This is a genomic window from Acinetobacter sp. WCHAc060042, from assembly GCF_003231195.1.
Taxonomy (GTDB): Bacteria; Pseudomonadota; Gammaproteobacteria; order Pseudomonadales; family Moraxellaceae; genus Acinetobacter.
The window spans coordinates 27757-46725 of the sequence record NZ_QKVN01000012.1; the positions used below are offsets into that span (position 1 = coordinate 27757).

The following is an 18969-nucleotide window of genomic DNA, read 5'->3' on the forward strand; positions in this document are numbered from 1 at the left end:
AGCCCCAGATTTGGGGCTTTTTTCATGTTTGGCACTCACTTTTATCCAACATTACGGATAACAAATGTTCCGTTTATTCGGCATAATAGAATAAAACTGAATTGAAGAGCGTCCTCTCCATGTTAACCGCGCAACAACAAGCTTTCGTGCAAGCACTTGAAGAATTAGATCTTCAGCAAGTTCAACGTTTATTAGCAGATGGATTAAATCCAAATTTTATTGACTCTGAAAAAGGACCTGTGATTTCAGTCTGGTCAGATGGCTTATTTAAATGGTGGGAAGCAATTTGCGAAGCGTATGAAGCGGGTACACCTTTATCAGAACAAGAAAAGCAAGATAGCCTAGCGGTACATTTAGAGATTTTAGAACAGTTAATTCAAGCAAAAGCGAATTTACATTTGTGGGATACAGAGGAAATTTATGGCCCACTTTGGGATGCTGCAAGTGCTGCATGTGCGCCCGCAGTCAAACGCTTATTGGATGAGAAAGTCGATCCAAACACCAAAGATGAAGATGGTTTGACTATTTTATCTTCGATTAGTGATTTGTTCTTTGATTGTGAATTTGATGAAATTAACTGGGCCGAAGCATTAGCTGAAGAAAAGCAAACTTTAGAGTTGCTTCGTCAGCACGGTGCAAAAATGTCAAAAGAATTAGCCTAAACAGCGAGAAAATCATGATGAAATTAAAACATTTGGGTTTATGTGTCACAGCTGGATTCAGTATGAATGCGATGGCTGCAGATTTTTCCTTTGACCGCCCTGGCTCGGGTATGGGTACTGGCATTACGCCTGTGGGTCAGTTGGCCTGGGAGCAGGGCTTAGCCAATGCAAATTATGTTGAGTCCACCACTGCCGATGGGGAAAAAGTAAAAACCACCAACTTAAATGTAGATATGTTGTTCCGCACAGGTCTAGCAAAAAACATTGAATTACAATTGGGTTGGGCAGGTCCGTCGTGGCAGCAAGTGAAAGTGGCGGGAAACAAGTCTGAAACAGATGGTTTGGGTGATGTCAGTGTGGGTGTAAAAGCGGCTATTCCACTGGATGATGAACGTTTGAGTATGGCCGTATTAGCTGAAGCGGTGATTGCCACAGGCAATGATGGTTTCACCAATGAAGATGATATTTATAGTCTGACTTCTGCTGTGTCTTATGATTATAGCGATCTCGTGACAACATCTATCACCATGCGTTATGAAGTTCAAAATAGTGATTGGGCAATTTCTGCAATTCCGACACTCGAGTACCAATTTACCGATAAACTCAGTGGCTTCTCTGAATTGGTTTACCGTAAAGCAGAAAGCCAAGACAATGAATATGCGCTGGGTACAGGTTTAATGTATGCGGTCAATCAGCGGATGCAACTGGATGCAAGTGTTGGCGTTGACTTAGATGGTTCAGATAAAAGCTATTACTCAGCCCTTGGCGTTTCATATTTATTTTAATTAGAAAAAGAAAACATTATGGAAAAGCATCTTCATCTGGAACAGGGGAAGAACGGAAGAACGTGGTATCTGGTGCTATCAGTATTGATTATCAATCTGTGTATTTTGGCCAGTATTCTAAACGTTCATGCAGAAACTCCACTGCTTTCAGCTAAGGATGCGTTTCCATTTACAGTGGAGTCCACAACTGAGCATAGCGCTCAGCTGCATTGGGATATCCCTGAACACTATTATATCTATCAGCACAAATTTGAAGTGAAACAGGCAGGACAGGTGCTTAAGTTAGAGCTACCTCCAGCCCATGATTTATATGATGAAAATTATGGGCATACCCAAGTTTATTATCAACACGTACAATTTGATTTAAATACACAAGCTTCGCAAACCTATCAGGTGACTTGGCAGGGTTGTGCCAAAGATCGTATTTGCTATCCACCGCAAACCATTGAATTTAAAACTGATGTTAATGGCTTGATCAGCCTGCAAGATCAGGCCAGTGGTTCAAAACGGCTGTTAGATTTGGCAGCGCAGTCGAATACTCAAGCGCAGTCCTTAGAGACAAATGTGACATCTGAACAAGTAACATTAAGCGCTGATGATTCCGCAGCCCAAGACCAAATGTGGTCAGAGGAATTGGCTAAGAGCTCGTTGGGTTATGGCTTATTGCTGTTCTTTGGGCTTGGCATCCTGCTCGCGTTTACACCGTGTTCTTTACCCATGTTACCGATTTTAACTTCTCTCATTATACGAGACAGTAAAGGTCTTAAAGCATGGATGATTGCTTTGGTTTTTGTCTGCAGCATGGCGATGGTTTATGCCATTTTGGGGTTGGTTGCATCCTCCGCAGGTTTGAATTTTCAGCGTTGGTTGCAGCAGCCTTCAACCCTCATTGCTTTTAGCCTGCTTTTTGTCTTATTCGCGTTAAATTTATTTGGACTATTTGAGCTTAAACTGCCTCAAGTGCTGGTCAATAAGCTTGATCATATTCAGTCCATGCAAAAAGGGGGTAGTCTGATCAGTGCGGGAATCATGGGTATGATTTCTGCCTTGTTGGTTGGCCCTTGTATGACAGCCCCTTTGGCTGGTGCTTTATTGTTCATTTCACAAACGCAAAGCCAGTGGCAAGGTGCAGTTTTATTGTTCACTTTAGGCTTTGGGATGGGAACGCCACTTCTGCTTGCCAGTATATTGGGGGCTAAAATCTTGCCACGTGCAGGGTTATGGATGAATCAAATTCGGGTGTTATTTGCTTTCATTATGTTGGCTTTGGCGCTGTATTTTATTCGCCCAATGCTTTCTGAGACATGGATGCAACTGCTGAGTTTAGTCTTAGGCTTAAGCTTTATTGGTTATGTGTTATATCGTTTAATGTGGAATAAAACCCAGTTACGTGTGTTATATATCGTGGCGTTGCTGATTGGCGGGTCTTATATTAGCTATAGCCAATATCAACAGAGTCAACGTTTTTTTGAGTCACCAGTGACAGACTCTGCGCATTGGCATGTCGCAAGTACGGCGGCAGAGTTTCAGCAGTTATTAGCACAAGCACCGAAAGGCCAAAAAATCGTGATTGATGTCTATGCGGATTGGTGTATTGCCTGTCAGCCGATTGAACACCGTATTTTAAAATCTGCCACAGTACAACAGGCACTTGCACCGTATTATTTAATTAAACTGGATTTGAGTCATTATGATGCAACCCATCAAGTGCTGTTAAACCAGTGGGATATTTTAGGGCCACCCACCTATTTATTTTTAGATGCCTCACAACAAGAAATTCGCAGTTTACGTTTAACAGGTGCATTTACTGAGGCTGAACTTTTAGCTCAATTACAACGTTTTTAAACCTGAGGGAGAAGGGTGATGCAACGTTTATATATTGCCAATAAAAACTCCTCCAGTTGGTCAATGCGAGCGTGGTTGGTTTTAACCGCATTTAACATCGACTTTGAAGAGGTACTCGTTCGCTTTGATGCGACAAACCCCAGTTTTAAAGAGCAACTATCCCATATTCATGCCAATGCTCAAGTACCTGTTTTAGATGTAGGAGAATTTAGAATTTGGGACTCTTTAGCGATTTGTGAATATTTGGCTGAGCAACATCCAGACTTAGCACTTTGGCCAAGAGCTAAAGCCTTAAGAGCGCAAGCACGAAGCATCAGTGGTGAAATGCACAGTAGTTTTATGGCACTGCGTGAATTGTGCCCAATGAATCTTCAGATGCAATACAGCACAGCCGAAGGTCAAGCACTTTGGGAGAAGCATGCGGCATTAAGAGCAGATGTTGCGCGGATTGAACACATTTGGGCTAAACGTGCAGACGCGCATGCTTTTTTATTTGGCAATTTCTGTATAGCCGATGCCTTTTATGCACCTGTGGTGATGCGTCTCAAGAGTTATGCATTGCCCGTATCTGAGCAAAGCCAGCAGTATATGCAACAGATAATCAAGCATCCTGCTGTCAGTGCTTGGATCCATTCTGGATTAGAAGAGACTGTCTAATGACGTGGAATATGAGGGTTATCACGGCATTTAGACTCGTATTCAATTTCAGAAGCACCGATTTCAAAATAGCATTTAATTTGATTCCGTCCTCCGGCTTTCGCTGCATAAAGTGCTTTGTCAGCTTGGTTTAATAATTGTTGGGGTTTTAATTTATGGGCAGATAGGGCAATACCGAAACTGGCGGTGATACGAATCGAACGTCCATCTTCATTTTCAATAACCAAAGATTCAATGGCTGCCCGACAACGTTCTGCAATACGGCGCGCACGATGTTGCGAAGAACGCTTTAAGATTAATATAAACTCTTCGCCGCCATAGCGACCTACGATATCCTGTTCACGTAAATGCTCACTCAATTTTTGACCGACTGCAATTAAAACTGCATCTCCCATATGGTGTCCGAACTGATCATTGATATTTTTAAACAGATCGAGATCTAGTAGCACAATTGCATAAGGAGAATGTTTCTCATGACCTAAGTTTTCTAAGTTTTGGCTAATACTGCGTCGGTTAAGCGTGTTGGTGAGGGGATCAATCTGACTTAAACTTTGGATCTGTTGTTCACGATGACGCCACTGGCTAAGTAAAATTTCAAATAAAATTAGGCAAGTGATTAAGATCGGAGTAATGAAATACAACATCGAAAATAACCAGAAGCCATTAAGAAAAAGTTTCCCATCAATGATAAAAAGAGGGGAGTAAGGGACAACGTCAATAAAACTCAGATATCCTGAAAAAACTAAAAAACTCGTGGCAGGAATCAGCATCATATAAATGATTTTGCGTTTAAACAGCACTAAACCCAGCGTCAGTAAACAAATGTAGGCAATCATGGTCATTGGGCTTAAAACCCCAACAAAATAGCTGTCTTGGCAAAGTGAAATCACAAAGATACCGATGGCGACATAAGGTAAAAAGCGTTGCACCCATGCGCGATCCTGTAAAGCATAGCAGGGGTAAATCAGCCCTAAGAGCACCAAACAAAAAATAGAATTCAGCACAAATTGAATGCGAACAAACTCGATATTGACCACCTGCCAGTATTGAGGGTTCATTAGAATAAACGTATCCCAGCCTAGCCAAGCAATATGGATGGTACAGGCTAAAATAAGCATCAGAATACATTTTTTCAATGTACTCCAATTCATAATGACTTCCTCTTCAAGTAGATAGCGAGAAAGTTTATTTTTCGTTAATTTTTTAGAGGCAACGGCTAGTGAATTCATTCAATATTCTTATCCTTTTATTTTCGTATTATTTTTTAATTTAAATATCATTATCATTAATTTTAAAATTGAAATAAAAGATAGCACCTAAAATCATAGTAAAAATATCCCTACAAAAAGGGAAAAGTGTTCTATTTTTGAAACATAGTGTTTTACTGAAGTGCATTATTCTGGTAGGGCAATTCTTTTAATATGCTCCTATTAAAGAAAGATTAGTCTGGAATATCCCATGAAAGTTTTACACATTGATTCAAGTATTATGTCTGATGCTTCTGTGTCTCGTCAGTTAAGCCAAGCCATTGTGTCGCAACTTATAGAAAAGCATCCTCAAGCCCAAGTTGAGTATTTGGATTTGGCGACACAACCAATTCCACATTTGGATGCGGAAATCTTGATGGGGCAAAATGCAGAGCAATCGGCTTTAGGTGAACGCATTATTCAACAATACCTCGGTGCAGATGTCGTGGTGATTGGCGCAGCAATGTATAACTTCGGGATTACCTCAACATTAAAAGCATGGATTGACCGCATTAGTGTTGCTGGTCGTACTTTTAAATATACAGAAAATGGTCCTGTAGGTTTGGCTGGTGACAAAAAAGCATATATCGCCAGTAGTCGTGGTGGTGTTTATGGCGACAACAGCCCTGTTGATTTCCAAGAAGGTTTTTTGAAAACAGTGTTTAACTTTACCGGCGTGACAGATGTTGAAATCATTCGTGCAGAGGGTGTGAATATGGGGCCAGAGTTGAAGGATCAAGCCATTACAGCGGCATTGGCACAGGTAAAAACCATCTAATCACAATAAAAAGCAGTTTCATGATTCCTCACTCGGTCAGCCTTAGGCTGACCTTTTTTTATTGAACTAATGATATCTAGTCTTGGTCGAGTGATTGAGCAAAAGTGGCAATATCGTCCAAGGCCATTTTGGCTTCGGGAAACCATGCATTAAACATTTGGAAGTTATGCCACATGCCCGTGTAGAGTTTAAAGGTCACGTCCACACCGGCTTTTGTTGCTTTATCTCTAAACCGTTGTGCATCATCTAACAGAATTTCTTTTGAACCGACTTGCACGAGAGTCGGAGGCAGATCGGATAAATCATCAAATAATGGCGAGACAAGTGGGTCAGCAGAATCAATTTGCTTGGGTAGATAGTACTCGATGCCCGTTTCAAGGGCTTCAATGGATAACAGCGCATCTAACTGGCGGTTATAGCGAATAGATTCACTGGTTAAACTTAAGTCCAAGAAAGGCGAGAGTAGAATCAGTCCACTAACCTGTGAGAGTTGTTCATCGCGAATACGCAGTGCTAAAGCCAATGCTAGATTTGCACCACAAGAATCGCCAGATAAAATAATGTCTTTGGCTTGTATCCCTTGTGCTAATAAAACTTGGTATACATCTAATAGTGCATCAATGGCCTCAGGATAAGGGTGCTCAGGTGACAAAGGATAATCCAGATGGATCACCTGCATGTGCGTGCTTGCAGCAAGGTCTGAGACAAATGCGCGGTGGGTATTCATTGAACCTAAAAAGAAAGCCCCGCCATGAATGTGCAAAATGAGCTGAGTGGCCTCGGTTTCAGCTTTCAGTTCTTCCGCACGCAAGCCTGCAAGACGCAGAGGGCGGATTTGAACGGATTTATTGAGTGGGAATGCACGACACATTTGTTCAATGAGAAAACGCTGACTACTGGGAGGGAGGCTAAATCGACTCGGGGTTCGAATCGTGGTTTTTAAAAACTGCTCTGTAATAATTTGTTTCCATGGATCGGCAATCTTCATAGTTATTCCATTTTATTATTTGTTTTACCTTGAGTTTGTGTATTTACCAACATAATTTACAAGGTTACACTAATTAGTCACATTGAAAAATTGAAAAATTGTTGTGACTTTTTAATAATGATAGTCGTCTATACTAGACTAGGGAAATGACAAAAAATGAAAAAAATTGCACTTGCATTAAGCGTACTGGGATTGGCCGCTCTAACTCACGCAGCAGATCCACTTAATGGCACAGTTTGGAAAACGATTGATGACAAAACGAAGCAACCGCGTGCGGTTGTGAAATTCACTGAGCAGAAAAATGGAACTTTAACTGGCAGTATTCAAAGCATTCTGACACCTGGTGAAGAAAATGCATGTACGAAATGTGAAGGTCCGTATAAAAACAAATCATTGAAAGGTTTGACAATCGTACATGGTCTAAAAAATGTCGGTGGTACAAAATACGATGATGGTAAAATTTTGGATCCGAAAAATGGTAAAACTTACAGCTTAAAAGGTGAGTTAACTTCGGGGGGTAAAAAGCTTGAACTCCGTGGTTATCTTGGCGTTGCTGCTTTAGGTCGTAACCAAACATGGATTCGTGTGAATTAATATATAGTCTAAAAAAGCCGAGCAATTGCTCGGCTTTTTTATTTTTGTTATGCCTTTAAGGCGCGAATTGCATCTTCATTGAAACCCACAACGAAACCATTTGCTGTCGCAATGACAGGGCGCTTAATCAGGCTGTGGTGAGTGGTGAGTGCATCAATCAACCCTTGCTCTGAAGCTAAAGCGGTCTGTTGTTCTGCTTCGGTCAGTTTACGCCAAGTGGTGCCTTTTTTATTCAGAACGACATCAGCACCTAGTTGATCCAGCCATGTTTTTACGGTTATAGCATCAATCCCTTGCTTTTTATAATCATGAAATTCATAGGCCAAACCTAATTCACTCAGTAGGTCGAATGCTTTCTTCATCGAGTTACAATTTTTAATGCCATAAACCTTCAACATGGGAAACCCTTTTTGCTTTTAATCTGGGTTTAGAGTAGCTGAAAAAAGAGGATGGCTCTAGTGCCGTGTTTTAATCTGAAAACGTCATGTGTTTGTCATAAAAGGTATTTAAAATAGAAATCAAGAAGAAGAGAATTGTTAAAATACTAATCTAAGAATAATAATTAAAAAAGAAGAGACTAAAAAAGAGAAAACCCGCATTTAATCATCCTGATCATGCGGGTCTCATTACAACGTCCATTGTCACATCCTTGAGAGCAAACTAAAACTATAGCTTGTTCAATTTCATCCTACGGCTTCCTGTCCTTGTGCTGTCATCCTGACATCGTCCCTTTGCCGTGGAAACATAATGCACTGATTGATTGATCAGAAAAAGACTCAAAAAACGGCAGATAATGTAAGTTAAAAACCCACATTCAGTAAACACTTGTTCACTAAATGTGGATGAAAAGTGGATATTTCACTAGATTTGATAGTCAATAATAACGGGTGCATGATCGCTAAACCAAGTCTCTTTATAGACCCAAGCATTGACTGTACGGGCTTTCCAGTCAGGGGAGCACGCTTGATAGTCAATCCGCCAACCCACATTTTTGGCACGGGCTTGCCCACGGTTTGACCACCATGAATAAAGTTCTGCTTCTTGACGAACTTCACGGAAAGTATCGACATAGCCAAGTTCATCATAAATGTGATCAAGCCAAGCACGCTCATGCGGTAAACAGCCTGAGGCTTTTTGATTGCCTGACCAGTTTTTAATGTCGATGCGTTTATGCACGATGTTGTAGTCACCACAGACAATCACGGACTTATTTTCTTCACGCCATTGTTTCAAAATTTGTTTGTATTCTTCTAAAAAGTGATCTTTACGTACTTGTGCTTCTTCGCCAGAAGAACCCGAGGGTAAATAGAGTGAACAAATATGTGCGGTTTGGCCTAAACCTAAGTCAAATTCAGCGGAAATAAAGCGACCTTGAGAATCGGCCAATTCAAAACCAAGCCCATCCGTGACTGAAACAAAGGGTAGACGGCTATAAATGGCAGTGCCTGCATAACCTGGACGTTCGGCAGGGAACAGGTGGGTATGCCAACCTTCAGGTTTAAATTTATCCGTCCATTGTTCGTGAGTGATACGAGATTCTTGCATGCAAATCACATCAGCATCTGATGTGGAGATCCAATCAAAAATTCCTTTTTTTTCTGCAGAACGTAGACCATTTACGTTAATTGAAACCACACGTAAAATTTTTTGATCACTTGGATAGCTACTCTTTGGTATCATGCGCAAGTCTTACCTCAATTTGAAAATTCGGAGCACCGCATGACAACGCAAGCGACATTTAACCCTCAAGCTTTTATCGAACTCGCATTATCACGTGGCGTGCTTAAATTTGGTGAGTTTACTTTAAAATCGGGTCGTGTGAGTCCTTATTTTTTTAATGCAGGTCTACTCAATGACGGCGAAGCCTTGTCTCTCTTGGCTTCTGGCTATGCAACCAAACTGACAGAATGCAACAATGTTGAGGTGGTTTTTGGTCCTGCATATAAAGGAATTCCTTTTGTTGCAGCGACAGCTGTGGCGTTGTCGCAAAACCATGGTGTGAGTGTGCCTTGGGGGTTTAACCGTAAAGAAGCCAAAGATCATGGTGAAGGCGGGGTCTTGGTTGGTGCATCTGTTGCAGGCAAAAAAGTCTGGATTATTGACGATGTGATTACTGCGGGCACAGCGATCCGTGAAGTGGTCACCATTTTGAAAAATGCAGGTGCGCAGATTGCAGGCGTGTTAGTGGCATTAGACCGTCAAGAAAAAGGTCAAGGTGATTTGTCTGCGATCCAAGAAGTGCAAAAAGAGTTGGAAATTCCTGTACATGCATTGGTGACCATGAAAGATTTGATGAATTATTTAGAGGCTAAAGGTGAGACTGAAGCGTTAGCCAAAATGGAAGCCTACCGTGTGAAATATGGCGTCTGAACGTTGAAATAAAAAAAGGAAGCTACTGCTTCCTTTCTTATTCGCTCTCTTTTTCGGTTGATGTTTGGCTATGCGCACCTTCCCAGCCAATCATCGCAGTTTTACGTGTTGTTCCCCACATATAGCCACCACGTTGCCCTGAAGACAGAATGACCCGATGACAGGGAATTAAAAAGGCAACAGGATTGCTACCAATTGCTGATCCGACCGCTCGCGAGGCACGCTCTTGCCCAATCTCTTGGGCAATATGTGCATAACTGCTGAGCCGTCCCATGGGGATTTTAAGCAGACTTTGCCAAACCTTGAGCTGAAAGTCAGTGCCTTTCAGGTGCAGTTTAATCTCTGATAGGCTGTTTTGATCTTGCTGAAAAATTGCGAGCGCTTTATGTTGTAATTCATCCTGATCTTCAATAAATGTCGCGCGTGGGAACTGTGTTTTTAGATAGATCAATGCATCTTGATTTGTTTCGGTAAAGGCCATATGGCAAATGCCTTTAGGGGTTGAGGCAATCATGACTGAACCAAAAATGGTTTCGGCAAAGCTATACTGAATGTGGAGTGCTTCACCGCCATGTTTGTATTCTGCGGGAGTCATACCTTCGATTTGAACAAATAAATCATGCAATCTGCTGGTACTAGAAAGGCCCGTGTCAAAGGTTGCTGCAAAAATATTATGTTCTGTGTGATTTTTCAAAACAGACTTGGCATATTCCACACTAATATATTGCAGAAATTTCTTTGGACTGACGCCTGCCCATTCGGTAAATATGCGTTGAAAATGTGTAGGACTTAAATGTACGTGTTCTGCAATTTCGGTCAAACTGGGCTGCTGTTTGAAGTTTTGTTCAATGTATTCAATCGCCCTTGCCACACGTGTGTAGTTGGTATGTTCTGTCATGATGACTCACGGAAATCATTTAACTTAAGAAAACAGTAACAAATCGAGTGAGGCCTGAAAATCCGTTTCTTGCGCTTTATAACAAAAGGCTCAAAGTTTGTATGGATTGGCTCAGTCGTCCTTCGGCAAGCATAAAAAAACGGAACAGTGACCTGTTCCGTTTGAGTTAAAACTTTATTTAAGGCAGTTTAGAACTGGTAGTTTAAACGCATCAAGAAGCTACGTGGTGTACCTGGCATAGAGTCTGAACGCCAGTATTCTTTATTGGTCAGGTTGCTGACAGCTAAGGTTAGGTTCCATGGATCAGCACTATAACCAATCGCGGCATCGACACGATTGAAACCATCCATCTTGGTCAAGTTATTGATGTTCGGATAGTAAGAGCCAACATACGTTACACCAACTTCACCATAGAGCTTTTCGGTAGGTAAGTAGCGCACAAACAGGTTACCTGTATTTTTAGAGGTATTAGAAAGAGTATTTCCTACATTTTCAGGCTTTTCTTTGTCCTTTTTGACTTGAGCATCGGTGTAACCATAACCACCACGGACAAAAAGATTATCTAATACGCGACCAATAAAACTAAACTCTAGACCTTTAGATTGATGTTCGCCACCCACAGCCCATACGTCTGGAACATCTGGGTCTGGACGGTAACGGATATTCTTTTTACGAATGTCATAAATAGAGAACTGGGTATTGAGGCGTTCATCGAACCAATCACTTTTGACTCCCATTTCGTATTGTTCGTTATATTGTGGCTCAGCATTAAAGATGTTCATATCTTGGCTTGCTGATGAAATTGGATTGACACCCATAGAGCCGCCAAAGGGCGCAAAACTTTTGCTGTATGATGCATACAGACTTTGATGTTCATTCGGTTGCCAGACTACGCCGACATTTGGGCTAAATGAATCATCATTAATAGATCGTTTACGTTTATCTGCAGCGACATTTGGTAGTTTATTGGTGGTAGAAAAATCATAGCTGTCGTAGCGCATACCAAGCATGATTTTGAATTGTTCATTCAAGCTGATTAGGTCTTGGGCAAAGAAGCCTAAACTTGTGCCTTGATTATAATTGTGTTGACTGATTTTAAGTGGGCCTGTACCACGACTAGATTGGCGCTCACCTGTGATTGGGTCTACATAACCATAAATTGCAGAACCGTTTTGGTTGGTATTGGCTAAACGTGGTTCTCGTTGTTCATAGCTCCAGTCACTGCCGAATACAAGATTGTGTTTAATTGATCCTGTATTGAATTCACCTTTAATATCAAAGGTGTTGCTGGTAGTTTTATTGTCTGTTTGTTGCCAATAATAAATTTGAGAGATGTCACCTACATGACCTTGGCATGTACCTGCATTACGGATTACAGTAGTCGCTGTTGCACAGTATCCACCTAAATAAAAATGATCAAAATTTTGTTCTGCTTGTCTATAGCTTGCAGCCCAATGGAAAATCCAATTTGGCGCAAATTCATAGCTTAAATCTGAGCGAATGACTTGTAATACATCGTCGACATAATCGCCATTTTGTGCAAAGCCTGTTTTAATGGATGTTCCACTAGGCAAGATACTATAACTTGGACCACGGTCAGGTACTCGCCCTAATTTGTCATAGGTATATTGTGTGGTCCACGTGAGGGTTTCCTCATCATTTTTATACGTGAAACTTGGCGAGATCATCTCAATTTTACTGTCGATGCCTGAACGGAAACTATCTGCTTCGCCGTATTCACCTGTTAAACGGACAGCCCAATTGTCATTTAATACTTGGTTAATATCTGCTGTCGCGCCATAAGTGTCATATGAGCCAACATAGGTACCGACTGAGCTTTTCGAGTCAAAATTGGCGTATTTACTGACCATGTTGACTACACCACCGCCCGCACTACGACCATATAACACCGAGGCAGGGCCTTTTAAAATTTCGATCCGTTCAATATTGGCTGTGCTACGGCGGACTTGACCACTTTCACGAATCCCATCACGGTAAATATCACCCGAATCGGCAGAGAAGCCACGGAGGGTGATGCCATCACCGCGCATATCGTAGTTAGTTGAAACCCCTGGTGTACCTTGTAGCATGACACTGAGATCATTAGAGCCGTAGATTTTATATTTCTGTACATCAATGGTGTCAATGGTTTGAGGGATGTCTTTTTTCTTTAGACCATTACGGGTGACATTGGCCTGATCATAATCGACATAGCTTTTGATTGGATCAAGTTCACTCATTGCCTCAATTTTTAAGGTGGGTAGAACTGCTGCTGTGCCCGATTTGTTTGTCATCGCTTGAGAGGGTGGGTTCTCATTATTTTGTAGTGTTGATTCATCTGCATAGGCTGCATGTGCACTTAAAATCATAAAGCTGAGTAAGCTATATTTGAATAGAGCGGAGCCACGGAGTGGGTAGGCTTGAAGTTTGGTCATGGGGAAGGCTCAGAGAGATTAAATGGGTAATAAAAGTGAGAATTATAATCATTTACTAAAAATGAACAAGACTTCGTGGAAAATTCATTTTTCCTACATAATTGGATTGGGTTTAAAAGAATGGCTAAAGGTGCTGTTTAATTATTTTAATTAGTTGATATGTAATAAATTTAAAATCAGAAGGACATTGGAAAAGCGTTATTGAACAGGATTTTCCAGACATTTCTTACAGTTTAAAAGAACGCCGATTTTTTCTTGGCGTCCGTGCTCAGTTAGTACCCACGGGCGGTTTTGCCATGGTGGCGTATGGCGGACATGCTGTGTGTGACCGCAGGCAAGCTCAGCTACCCAATGATGTTCTTCATCGAGATGAAAACCAATAATGGCTTGTTGCATTAAGCATCTCGACCGGCGTGTTGGGTCTGTTCCAAACCATTTAAAAAACGCTGACACAGTTGATGGATAGTCACCAAATCATGAGGATCTAGACCTAAAGAACATGCCAGTTCAAATGGAATCACCATAATTTTGTCTTTAGCTAGGAGTGCTTTTTCCAGAAGTACGACTTTTTTCATACGTTCATCCTCCTTGACTGCGACACGCTTTAAAAATTGTTTTTCTTCTAGCTTCTTAATAATGGGGGTTAAGGTGCCTGAGTCAAAAAAAGTTTTTTGTCCAATTTCAGTCAGCGTCACATTGTCCTGCTCATATAGAGCCAATAAAACAATAAACTGCGGATAGGTCAGATCATAGGCTTGTAGGCGTGGGCGGTATTGACGGACCATGGCATTGGTTGCGGAATACATGGCAAAACACACGCGGTTTTCTAAAAGTGGGGTGTCAGCCATGTTGCATGTCCTTGAGGATTGGTAGTTAGAAAACAGTATAAATGAAATGGAGCTGGAAGTATATTGCGTGTAATAAACTTGCACACAAGTTAATTGTGTGCAATATTGTTTGCCGCTATAGGTCAACCCTTGAAGCGACTTTAACGAATGATATTTTGATGAATGGAAGAGATGTAATGACGACAATTTATGATTTTCAGGCCGAGCTGCTGGAAGGCGAGCAAAAAAATCTAGCCGACTATCAGGGCAAAGTTTTATTGGTGGTGAATACCGCGAGCCAATGTGGTTTAACCCCACAATTTGAAGGTTTGGAACAGTTATATCAGGACTACCAACAACAAGGTCTTTTAGTTTTAGGTTTTCCATGTAACCAATTTGCGCAGCAAGACCCTGCGAGTAATGAAGAGATCGGCAGTTTTTGTCAGCGTAATTATGGGGTTTCTTTCCCGATGTTTGCTAAGGTTGATGTGAATGGTCCTACTGCGCATCCGCTGTATCAGTATTTAACGTCTGAGGCGAAAGGCATTTTAGGCAGCCAAAGGATCAAATGGAATTTCACCAAGTTTCTGATTAATCAAAAAGGGCAGGTGGTGAAACGTTATGCGCCGATCGTTAAACCTGAAAAAATTGCTCAGGATATTCAACGCCTTTTGGCTTAAGTTGAAGCCATTTGCGAGGAAGGTGGAAATAGCAGTAGATTTACTGTTTCTTTCCACCAAGTAAGCACTTTGAATTTATTTAATAATGCTAATGTATTGTAGCTAATTGAATAAAATAGATTTTTTAATATTTAATTAATACACAACTTGTTGTGCCCAAAGCTGAAAACTTCGCTATACTTTTTGCCAAGTTTTAAAAATATGAGCGTGAGACTTATGCGTGTACTGGTAGTGATGGACCCGATTGAAACGGTGAATCTGAAAAAAGATTCTACGATGGCAATGTTATGGGCAGCAAGCCGTCGCGGGCACGAGCTGGGTTATGCATTACAACACGATTTATATATCGACCAAGGCAAAGCCTTTGGTCTGATTTCTCCCTTAAAAGTGTTTGAAGATTACGATCATTATTATGATTTGGGCGAACCACAAAAAGAGTCCTTGGCGGATTACGATGTGATCTTGATGCGTAAAGATCCACCGTTCGACATGAACTTTGTGTATACCACTTATATTTTGGAACAAGCGGAACGTGAAGGCGCGTGGATTATCAATAAACCACAGTCTTTACGCGATTGTAATGAAAAACTGTTTGCTACGCAGTTCCCTGAACTTCAAGTTCCTACATTGGTGACTTCACAACAAAGCCTGATCCGTGAATTTATCAAAGAACATGGTGATGTGATTGTGAAGCCTCTTGATGGTATGGGTGGCATGGGAATTTTCCGCTTATATCAAGATGGTGTGAACATCGGCTCAACTCTAGAAATGCTGACTGAAATGGGTACACGTCCGATTATGGCGCAGCGGTATATTCCTGAAATTGTTGAAGGAGATAAACGCATCTTGCTGATCAATGGTGAACCGATTCCCTACTGTTTGGCGCGTATTCCGCAAAACGGTGAAGTGCGTGGGAACTTGGCTGCAGGTGGTTTGGGTCAAGCCCGTCCCTTGACTGAAAATGATAAGGCGATTGCCGCGAAAGTGGGACCCTTCTTACGTGAAAAAGGTTTGGTTTTTGTTGGACTCGATGTGATTGGCAACTATGTGACCGAAATTAATGTGACTAGCCCAACCTGTATTCGTGAGATTGATGCACAATTTGGTACTTCGATTGCCGATACTTTATTTGATGTCTTGGAAGCAGGTAAAGCCAGCTAAATCGACAGAAAGAGGAACCTGAAAAGGTTCCTTTTTTATTTCAATGAATAGGGAAGTTTTGAAATAAGGACATGGCTTACCGCAAAGTGTATAAATTGGGTTGAAGATAAATCACACAGTGCTACATGGCATTACAAATTTTCATTCTGTTCAAATGTTTCAGCTCAGAGGGTATTTCTATTTGCTAAAAATGAGGTTCCCATTCTTTTAGAGTTATATTAAATAATTGATTAAAATCATCTTCAATGTTTTATTTTTAGATATAAAACATGGTGCTGTCGAGCTTAAATGTGTGTGGTAGTTTGAGTAAAAATGTATATCTGATAACAAATCTAGTTTAAACTCGAAAATCAGTAGAAAAAAACAATCAAATGCCTGTTGAAAAAAAGTAAATAATCTTTCGCGGTTATGCGTTTGTGATTACAATTGATCGCTTAAAATTGAATTTTGTTTCCATATTTTAGAATTGAAGAATTAGACTGTGACCGAAGCAACACAAACAAAGCCGAAACATGTAATGATGATGGCTGCCGGAACGGGTGGACATGTTTTTCCAGCACTTGCTGTGGCTAAGGAATTACAGCAACAAGGCTGCCAAGTCTCATGGCTTGCTACGCCTACAGGTATGGAAAATCGCCTACTTAAAAATCACGATATCCCGATTTATCAAATTGACATTCAAGGTGTGCGTGGCAATGGCTTAGTCCGCAAAGTATTGGCACCCTTTAAAATTTTAAAAGCCACTTTAAGCGCAATGCGCTATATGAAGCAGCTCAAAGTCGATGCGGTTGCAGGCTTTGGGGGCTATGTTGCTGGGCCGGGTGGATTGGCTGCGCGTGCACTGGGTATTCCAGTGATTATTCATGAGCAAAATGCGATTGCGGGTTTTACCAATACGCAGCTATCACGTATTGCAAAAACAGTATGTCAAGCTTTTCCAAATACCTTTGCTGTACACAATAAAATTGTGACCACGGGTAATCCAGTCCGCAAAGAAATTACGGAAATTTTAAATCCGTCTTGGCGCTATCAAGAGCGTCAAAAAGCTGGCGTGCCACTGCGTATCTTAATTGTTGGCGGTTCGTTGGGCGCACAAGCGTTAAATGAACGTATTCCTGAAGCCTTGAAGCAACTCAATGTGCCTTTAAGCGTTTATCATCAGTGTGGTCAAAACCATGCAGAGGCGACGCAAGCGCGCTATGCCGATGCACCTGAACAGCTTCAAGTTGAGGTTCAACCTTTTATTGAAGATATGGCTCAAGCCTATAGCGATGCTGACTTAATTATTTGCCGTGCTGGGGCGTTAACCGTGACTGAGATTGCCACTGCTGGTGTGGCTGCAGTGTTTGTTCCGCTGCCGAGTGCAGTGGATGATCACCAAACGGCCAATGCAAAGTTTTTAGCCAATATCGGTGCAGCCAAAATTTGCCCACAAGCAAGTATGACGTCCGAAAGTTTAAAAGAATTATTATTACCCTTGATGAACCGTCAGTTATTGTCTGAAATGGCAGTGAAAGCACGTCAGCAAGCACAACCCGATGCAACCCAACAAGTGGTTCGTTTAATTCAAGCATTGTAAACCGAGTATTTTATGTCACCATCTACACCTGCTGATCAAGCAAAAAAACTTATTAAAGTGCCAGAAATGCGTCGTATTAAGCACATCCATTTTATTGGAATTGGTGGTGCGGGCATGTGTGGTATTGCAGAAGTGCTCAAGAACCAAGGCTATAAAGTCTCAGGTTCGGATATCAAGGCGTCAAAGACAACAGCACAGCTTGAAGAAAATGGCATCAAAGTTTATATCGGTCATACGGCTGAAAATATTCAAGGTGCCAACGTGATTGTGGTGTCAACTGCGATTGATGCTGAAAACCCTGAAATCAAAGCAGCACTTGAAACCCGTACACCAGTGGTCCGCCGTGCAGAAATGCTGGGTGAGCTGATGCGTTACCGTCATGGGATTGCTGTTGCGGGAACGCATGGTAAAACCACGACCACAAGCCTAGTCACTTGTATGTTGGCAGAAGAAAACCTTGATCCAACCTATGTGATTGGTGGTTTATTGAACCGTACTGGTGTGAATGCTGCGCTCGGTGCGAGTCGTTTTATCGTGGCTGAAGCGGATGAATCAGATGCTTCATTCCTGCATTTGCAACCGATGGCCACCATCGTGACCAACATTGATGCAGACCACATGGACACTTACGGCGGTAGCTTCGATGTTTTAAAAGATACTTTTGTACAGTTCTTACAAAAACTTCCATTTTACGGCTTGGCTGTGGTGTGTGGCGATGATGCCAACATTCGTGAAATCATGCCACGTATTGGTCGTCCATTGATCACCTATGGTTTTAATGAAGACAATGACATTCGTGCCGTTGATATTGAACAAGAAGGTATGCAGTCGCACTTTACCGTCTTGCGTAAAGATCGTGAGCCTTTGCGTTTAACCATCAATTTGCCAGGTTTGCATAATATTTTAAATGCACTAGCAGCGATTGGGATTGCGACCGATGAAGGTGTATCTGATGCTGCGATTGCTCGTGCGTTGGAAAGTTTCAGCGGTGTGGGTCGTCGTTTCCAAGTACAGGGTGAATTTGACATTGAAGGTGGCAATGTGAAATTGGTGGATGACTATGGTCACCATCCAAAAGAAGTCGAAGCGACCATTAAAGCTGCACGTGCAAGCCATCCAGACCGTCGTTTAGTGATGATGTTCCAACCGCACCGTTTTAGCCGTACTCGTGACTGTTTCGATGACTTTGTGGATGTACTGTCACATGTCGATCAGTTGTTGCTGCTTGAGGTCTATCCTGCGGGTGAAAAACCGATTGTCGGTGCAGATAGTCGTTCACTGGCACGTAGTATTCGCTTACGTGGCGATGTAGAGCCGATCTTGATTGATCCCGTTGAAGGTAATCTGCAACATGCCTTGAAAAAAGTGTTACAAGCAGATGACTTGTTATTGACGCAAGGCGCAGGTAATGTGGGTGCTATCTCGATTGAGCTGGCAAACAATCATTTGTATTTAAAATAATC

Annotated in this window: 19 protein-coding genes; 11 read left to right on the forward strand and 8 right to left on the reverse strand. The window is 41.7% G+C overall.

The window, feature by feature from the left end; all coding sequences use genetic code 11:
• The first annotated feature begins 119 nt into the window (after positions 1-119).
• Genes DPG01_RS07015 through DPG01_RS07030 form a run of 4 tightly spaced genes read left to right on the forward strand, consistent with a single transcriptional unit; the run spans position 120 to position 3949 of the window.
• Complete coding sequence (locus tag DPG01_RS07015) at positions 120-662, forward strand: hypothetical protein (RefSeq protein WP_086210283.1); 543 nt, start codon at positions 120-122, stop codon at positions 660-662.
• 14 nt (positions 663-676) lie between these two features.
• Positions 677-1447 carry a transporter gene (locus tag DPG01_RS07020; RefSeq protein ID WP_110974610.1) on the forward strand — a complete coding sequence of 257 codons (771 nt, stop codon included), beginning with the start codon at positions 677-679 and terminating at the stop codon, positions 1445-1447.
• An 18-nt stretch (positions 1448-1465) separates the two neighbouring features.
• A complete protein-coding gene (dsbD, locus tag DPG01_RS07025) occupies positions 1466-3292 on the forward strand; it encodes a protein-disulfide reductase DsbD (RefSeq protein WP_110974611.1) in 1827 nt (608 codons plus the stop codon).
• 18 nt (positions 3293-3310) lie between these two features.
• Positions 3311-3949, forward strand: coding sequence for a glutathione S-transferase family protein (locus DPG01_RS07030; RefSeq protein ID WP_110974612.1), 639 nt, complete (start codon positions 3311-3313; stop codon positions 3947-3949).
• Here DPG01_RS07030 and DPG01_RS07035 read toward each other — a convergent pair.
• Positions 3946-5178, reverse strand: a complete 1233-nt coding sequence (locus DPG01_RS07035) for a GGDEF domain-containing protein (RefSeq protein ID WP_162900248.1) — start codon at positions 5176-5178, stop codon at positions 3946-3948. The genes DPG01_RS07030 and DPG01_RS07035 overlap by 4 nt on opposite strands.
• 229 nt (positions 5179-5407) lie before the next feature.
• On the opposite strand from DPG01_RS07035, the gene DPG01_RS07040 reads away from it, so the two are divergent.
• Entirely contained in the window at positions 5408-5974 is a 567-nt protein-coding gene (locus DPG01_RS07040) for an FMN-dependent NADH-azoreductase (RefSeq protein WP_110974613.1), read from the forward strand.
• A 76-nt stretch (positions 5975-6050) separates the two neighbouring features.
• On the opposite strand, the gene DPG01_RS07045 is transcribed toward DPG01_RS07040, so the two are convergent.
• Entirely contained in the window at positions 6051-6962 is a 912-nt protein-coding gene (locus DPG01_RS07045) for an alpha/beta hydrolase (RefSeq protein ID WP_086210278.1), read from the reverse strand.
• Positions 6963-7118: 156 nt separating this feature from the next.
• On the opposite strand from DPG01_RS07045, the gene DPG01_RS07050 reads away from it, so the two are divergent.
• Entirely contained in the window at positions 7119-7556 is a 438-nt protein-coding gene (locus DPG01_RS07050; protein WP_086210277.1) for a DUF2147 domain-containing protein, read from the forward strand.
• A gap of 47 nt (positions 7557-7603) precedes the next feature.
• On the opposite strand, the gene DPG01_RS07055 is transcribed toward DPG01_RS07050, so the two are convergent.
• Positions 7604-7954 (reverse strand): Spx/MgsR family RNA polymerase-binding regulatory protein, encoded by a 351-nt coding sequence (locus DPG01_RS07055; RefSeq protein WP_110974614.1) that lies wholly within the window; start codon positions 7952-7954, stop codon positions 7604-7606.
• 463 nt (positions 7955-8417) lie between these two features.
• Positions 8418-9236, reverse strand: coding sequence for an exodeoxyribonuclease III (locus DPG01_RS07060; RefSeq protein ID WP_110974615.1), 819 nt, complete (start codon positions 9234-9236; stop codon positions 8418-8420).
• Between the two features lie 39 nt (positions 9237-9275).
• Between DPG01_RS07060 and pyrE the strand changes: the two genes are divergently transcribed.
• Positions 9276-9926, forward strand: a complete 651-nt coding sequence (gene pyrE / locus DPG01_RS07065) for an orotate phosphoribosyltransferase (protein ID WP_086210274.1) — start codon at positions 9276-9278, stop codon at positions 9924-9926.
• Between the two features lie 37 nt (positions 9927-9963).
• On the opposite strand, the gene DPG01_RS07070 is transcribed toward pyrE, so the two are convergent.
• From DPG01_RS07070 to DPG01_RS07085, 4 genes are all read right to left on the reverse strand, one after another.
• Positions 9964-10824 (reverse strand): methylated-DNA--[protein]-cysteine S-methyltransferase, encoded by an 861-nt coding sequence (locus DPG01_RS07070; RefSeq protein ID WP_110974616.1) that lies wholly within the window; start codon positions 10822-10824, stop codon positions 9964-9966.
• Positions 10825-11012: 188 nt separating this feature from the next.
• Positions 11013-13259: a TonB-dependent receptor gene (locus DPG01_RS07075; RefSeq protein WP_110974617.1), complete on the reverse strand. Its 2247-nt coding sequence runs from the start codon at positions 13257-13259 to the stop codon at positions 11013-11015.
• Between the two features lie 198 nt (positions 13260-13457).
• Entirely contained in the window at positions 13458-13655 is a 198-nt protein-coding gene (locus DPG01_RS07080) for a DUF3565 domain-containing protein (protein WP_110974618.1), read from the reverse strand.
• Entirely contained in the window at positions 13655-14107 is a 453-nt protein-coding gene (locus DPG01_RS07085; RefSeq protein ID WP_110974619.1) for a MarR family winged helix-turn-helix transcriptional regulator, read from the reverse strand. The genes DPG01_RS07080 and DPG01_RS07085 overlap by 1 nt, the downstream gene beginning before the upstream one ends.
• Before the next feature lie 176 nt (positions 14108-14283).
• Here DPG01_RS07085 and DPG01_RS07090 point away from each other — a divergent pair, with 176 nt between their 5' ends.
• The 4 genes from DPG01_RS07090 to murC all read left to right on the forward strand — a co-directional run bounded on the left by DPG01_RS07090 (position 14284) and on the right by murC (position 18967).
• Positions 14284-14766, forward strand: coding sequence for a glutathione peroxidase (locus DPG01_RS07090; protein WP_086210269.1), 483 nt, complete (start codon positions 14284-14286; stop codon positions 14764-14766).
• A 216-nt stretch (positions 14767-14982) separates the two neighbouring features.
• Entirely contained in the window at positions 14983-15927 is a 945-nt protein-coding gene (gene gshB / locus DPG01_RS07095; RefSeq protein ID WP_086210268.1) for a glutathione synthase, read from the forward strand.
• 481 nt (positions 15928-16408) lie between these two features.
• A complete protein-coding gene (murG, locus tag DPG01_RS07100) occupies positions 16409-17506 on the forward strand; it encodes an undecaprenyldiphospho-muramoylpentapeptide beta-N-acetylglucosaminyltransferase (protein ID WP_110974620.1) in 1098 nt (365 codons plus the stop codon).
• Positions 17507-17518: 12 nt separating this feature from the next.
• The gene (gene murC, locus DPG01_RS07105; RefSeq protein WP_086210266.1) at positions 17519-18967 is read left to right on the forward strand and encodes a UDP-N-acetylmuramate--L-alanine ligase; all 1449 of its coding nucleotides are present in this window, start codon (positions 17519-17521) and stop codon (positions 18965-18967) included.
• Positions 18968-18969: the final 2 nt, after the last annotated feature.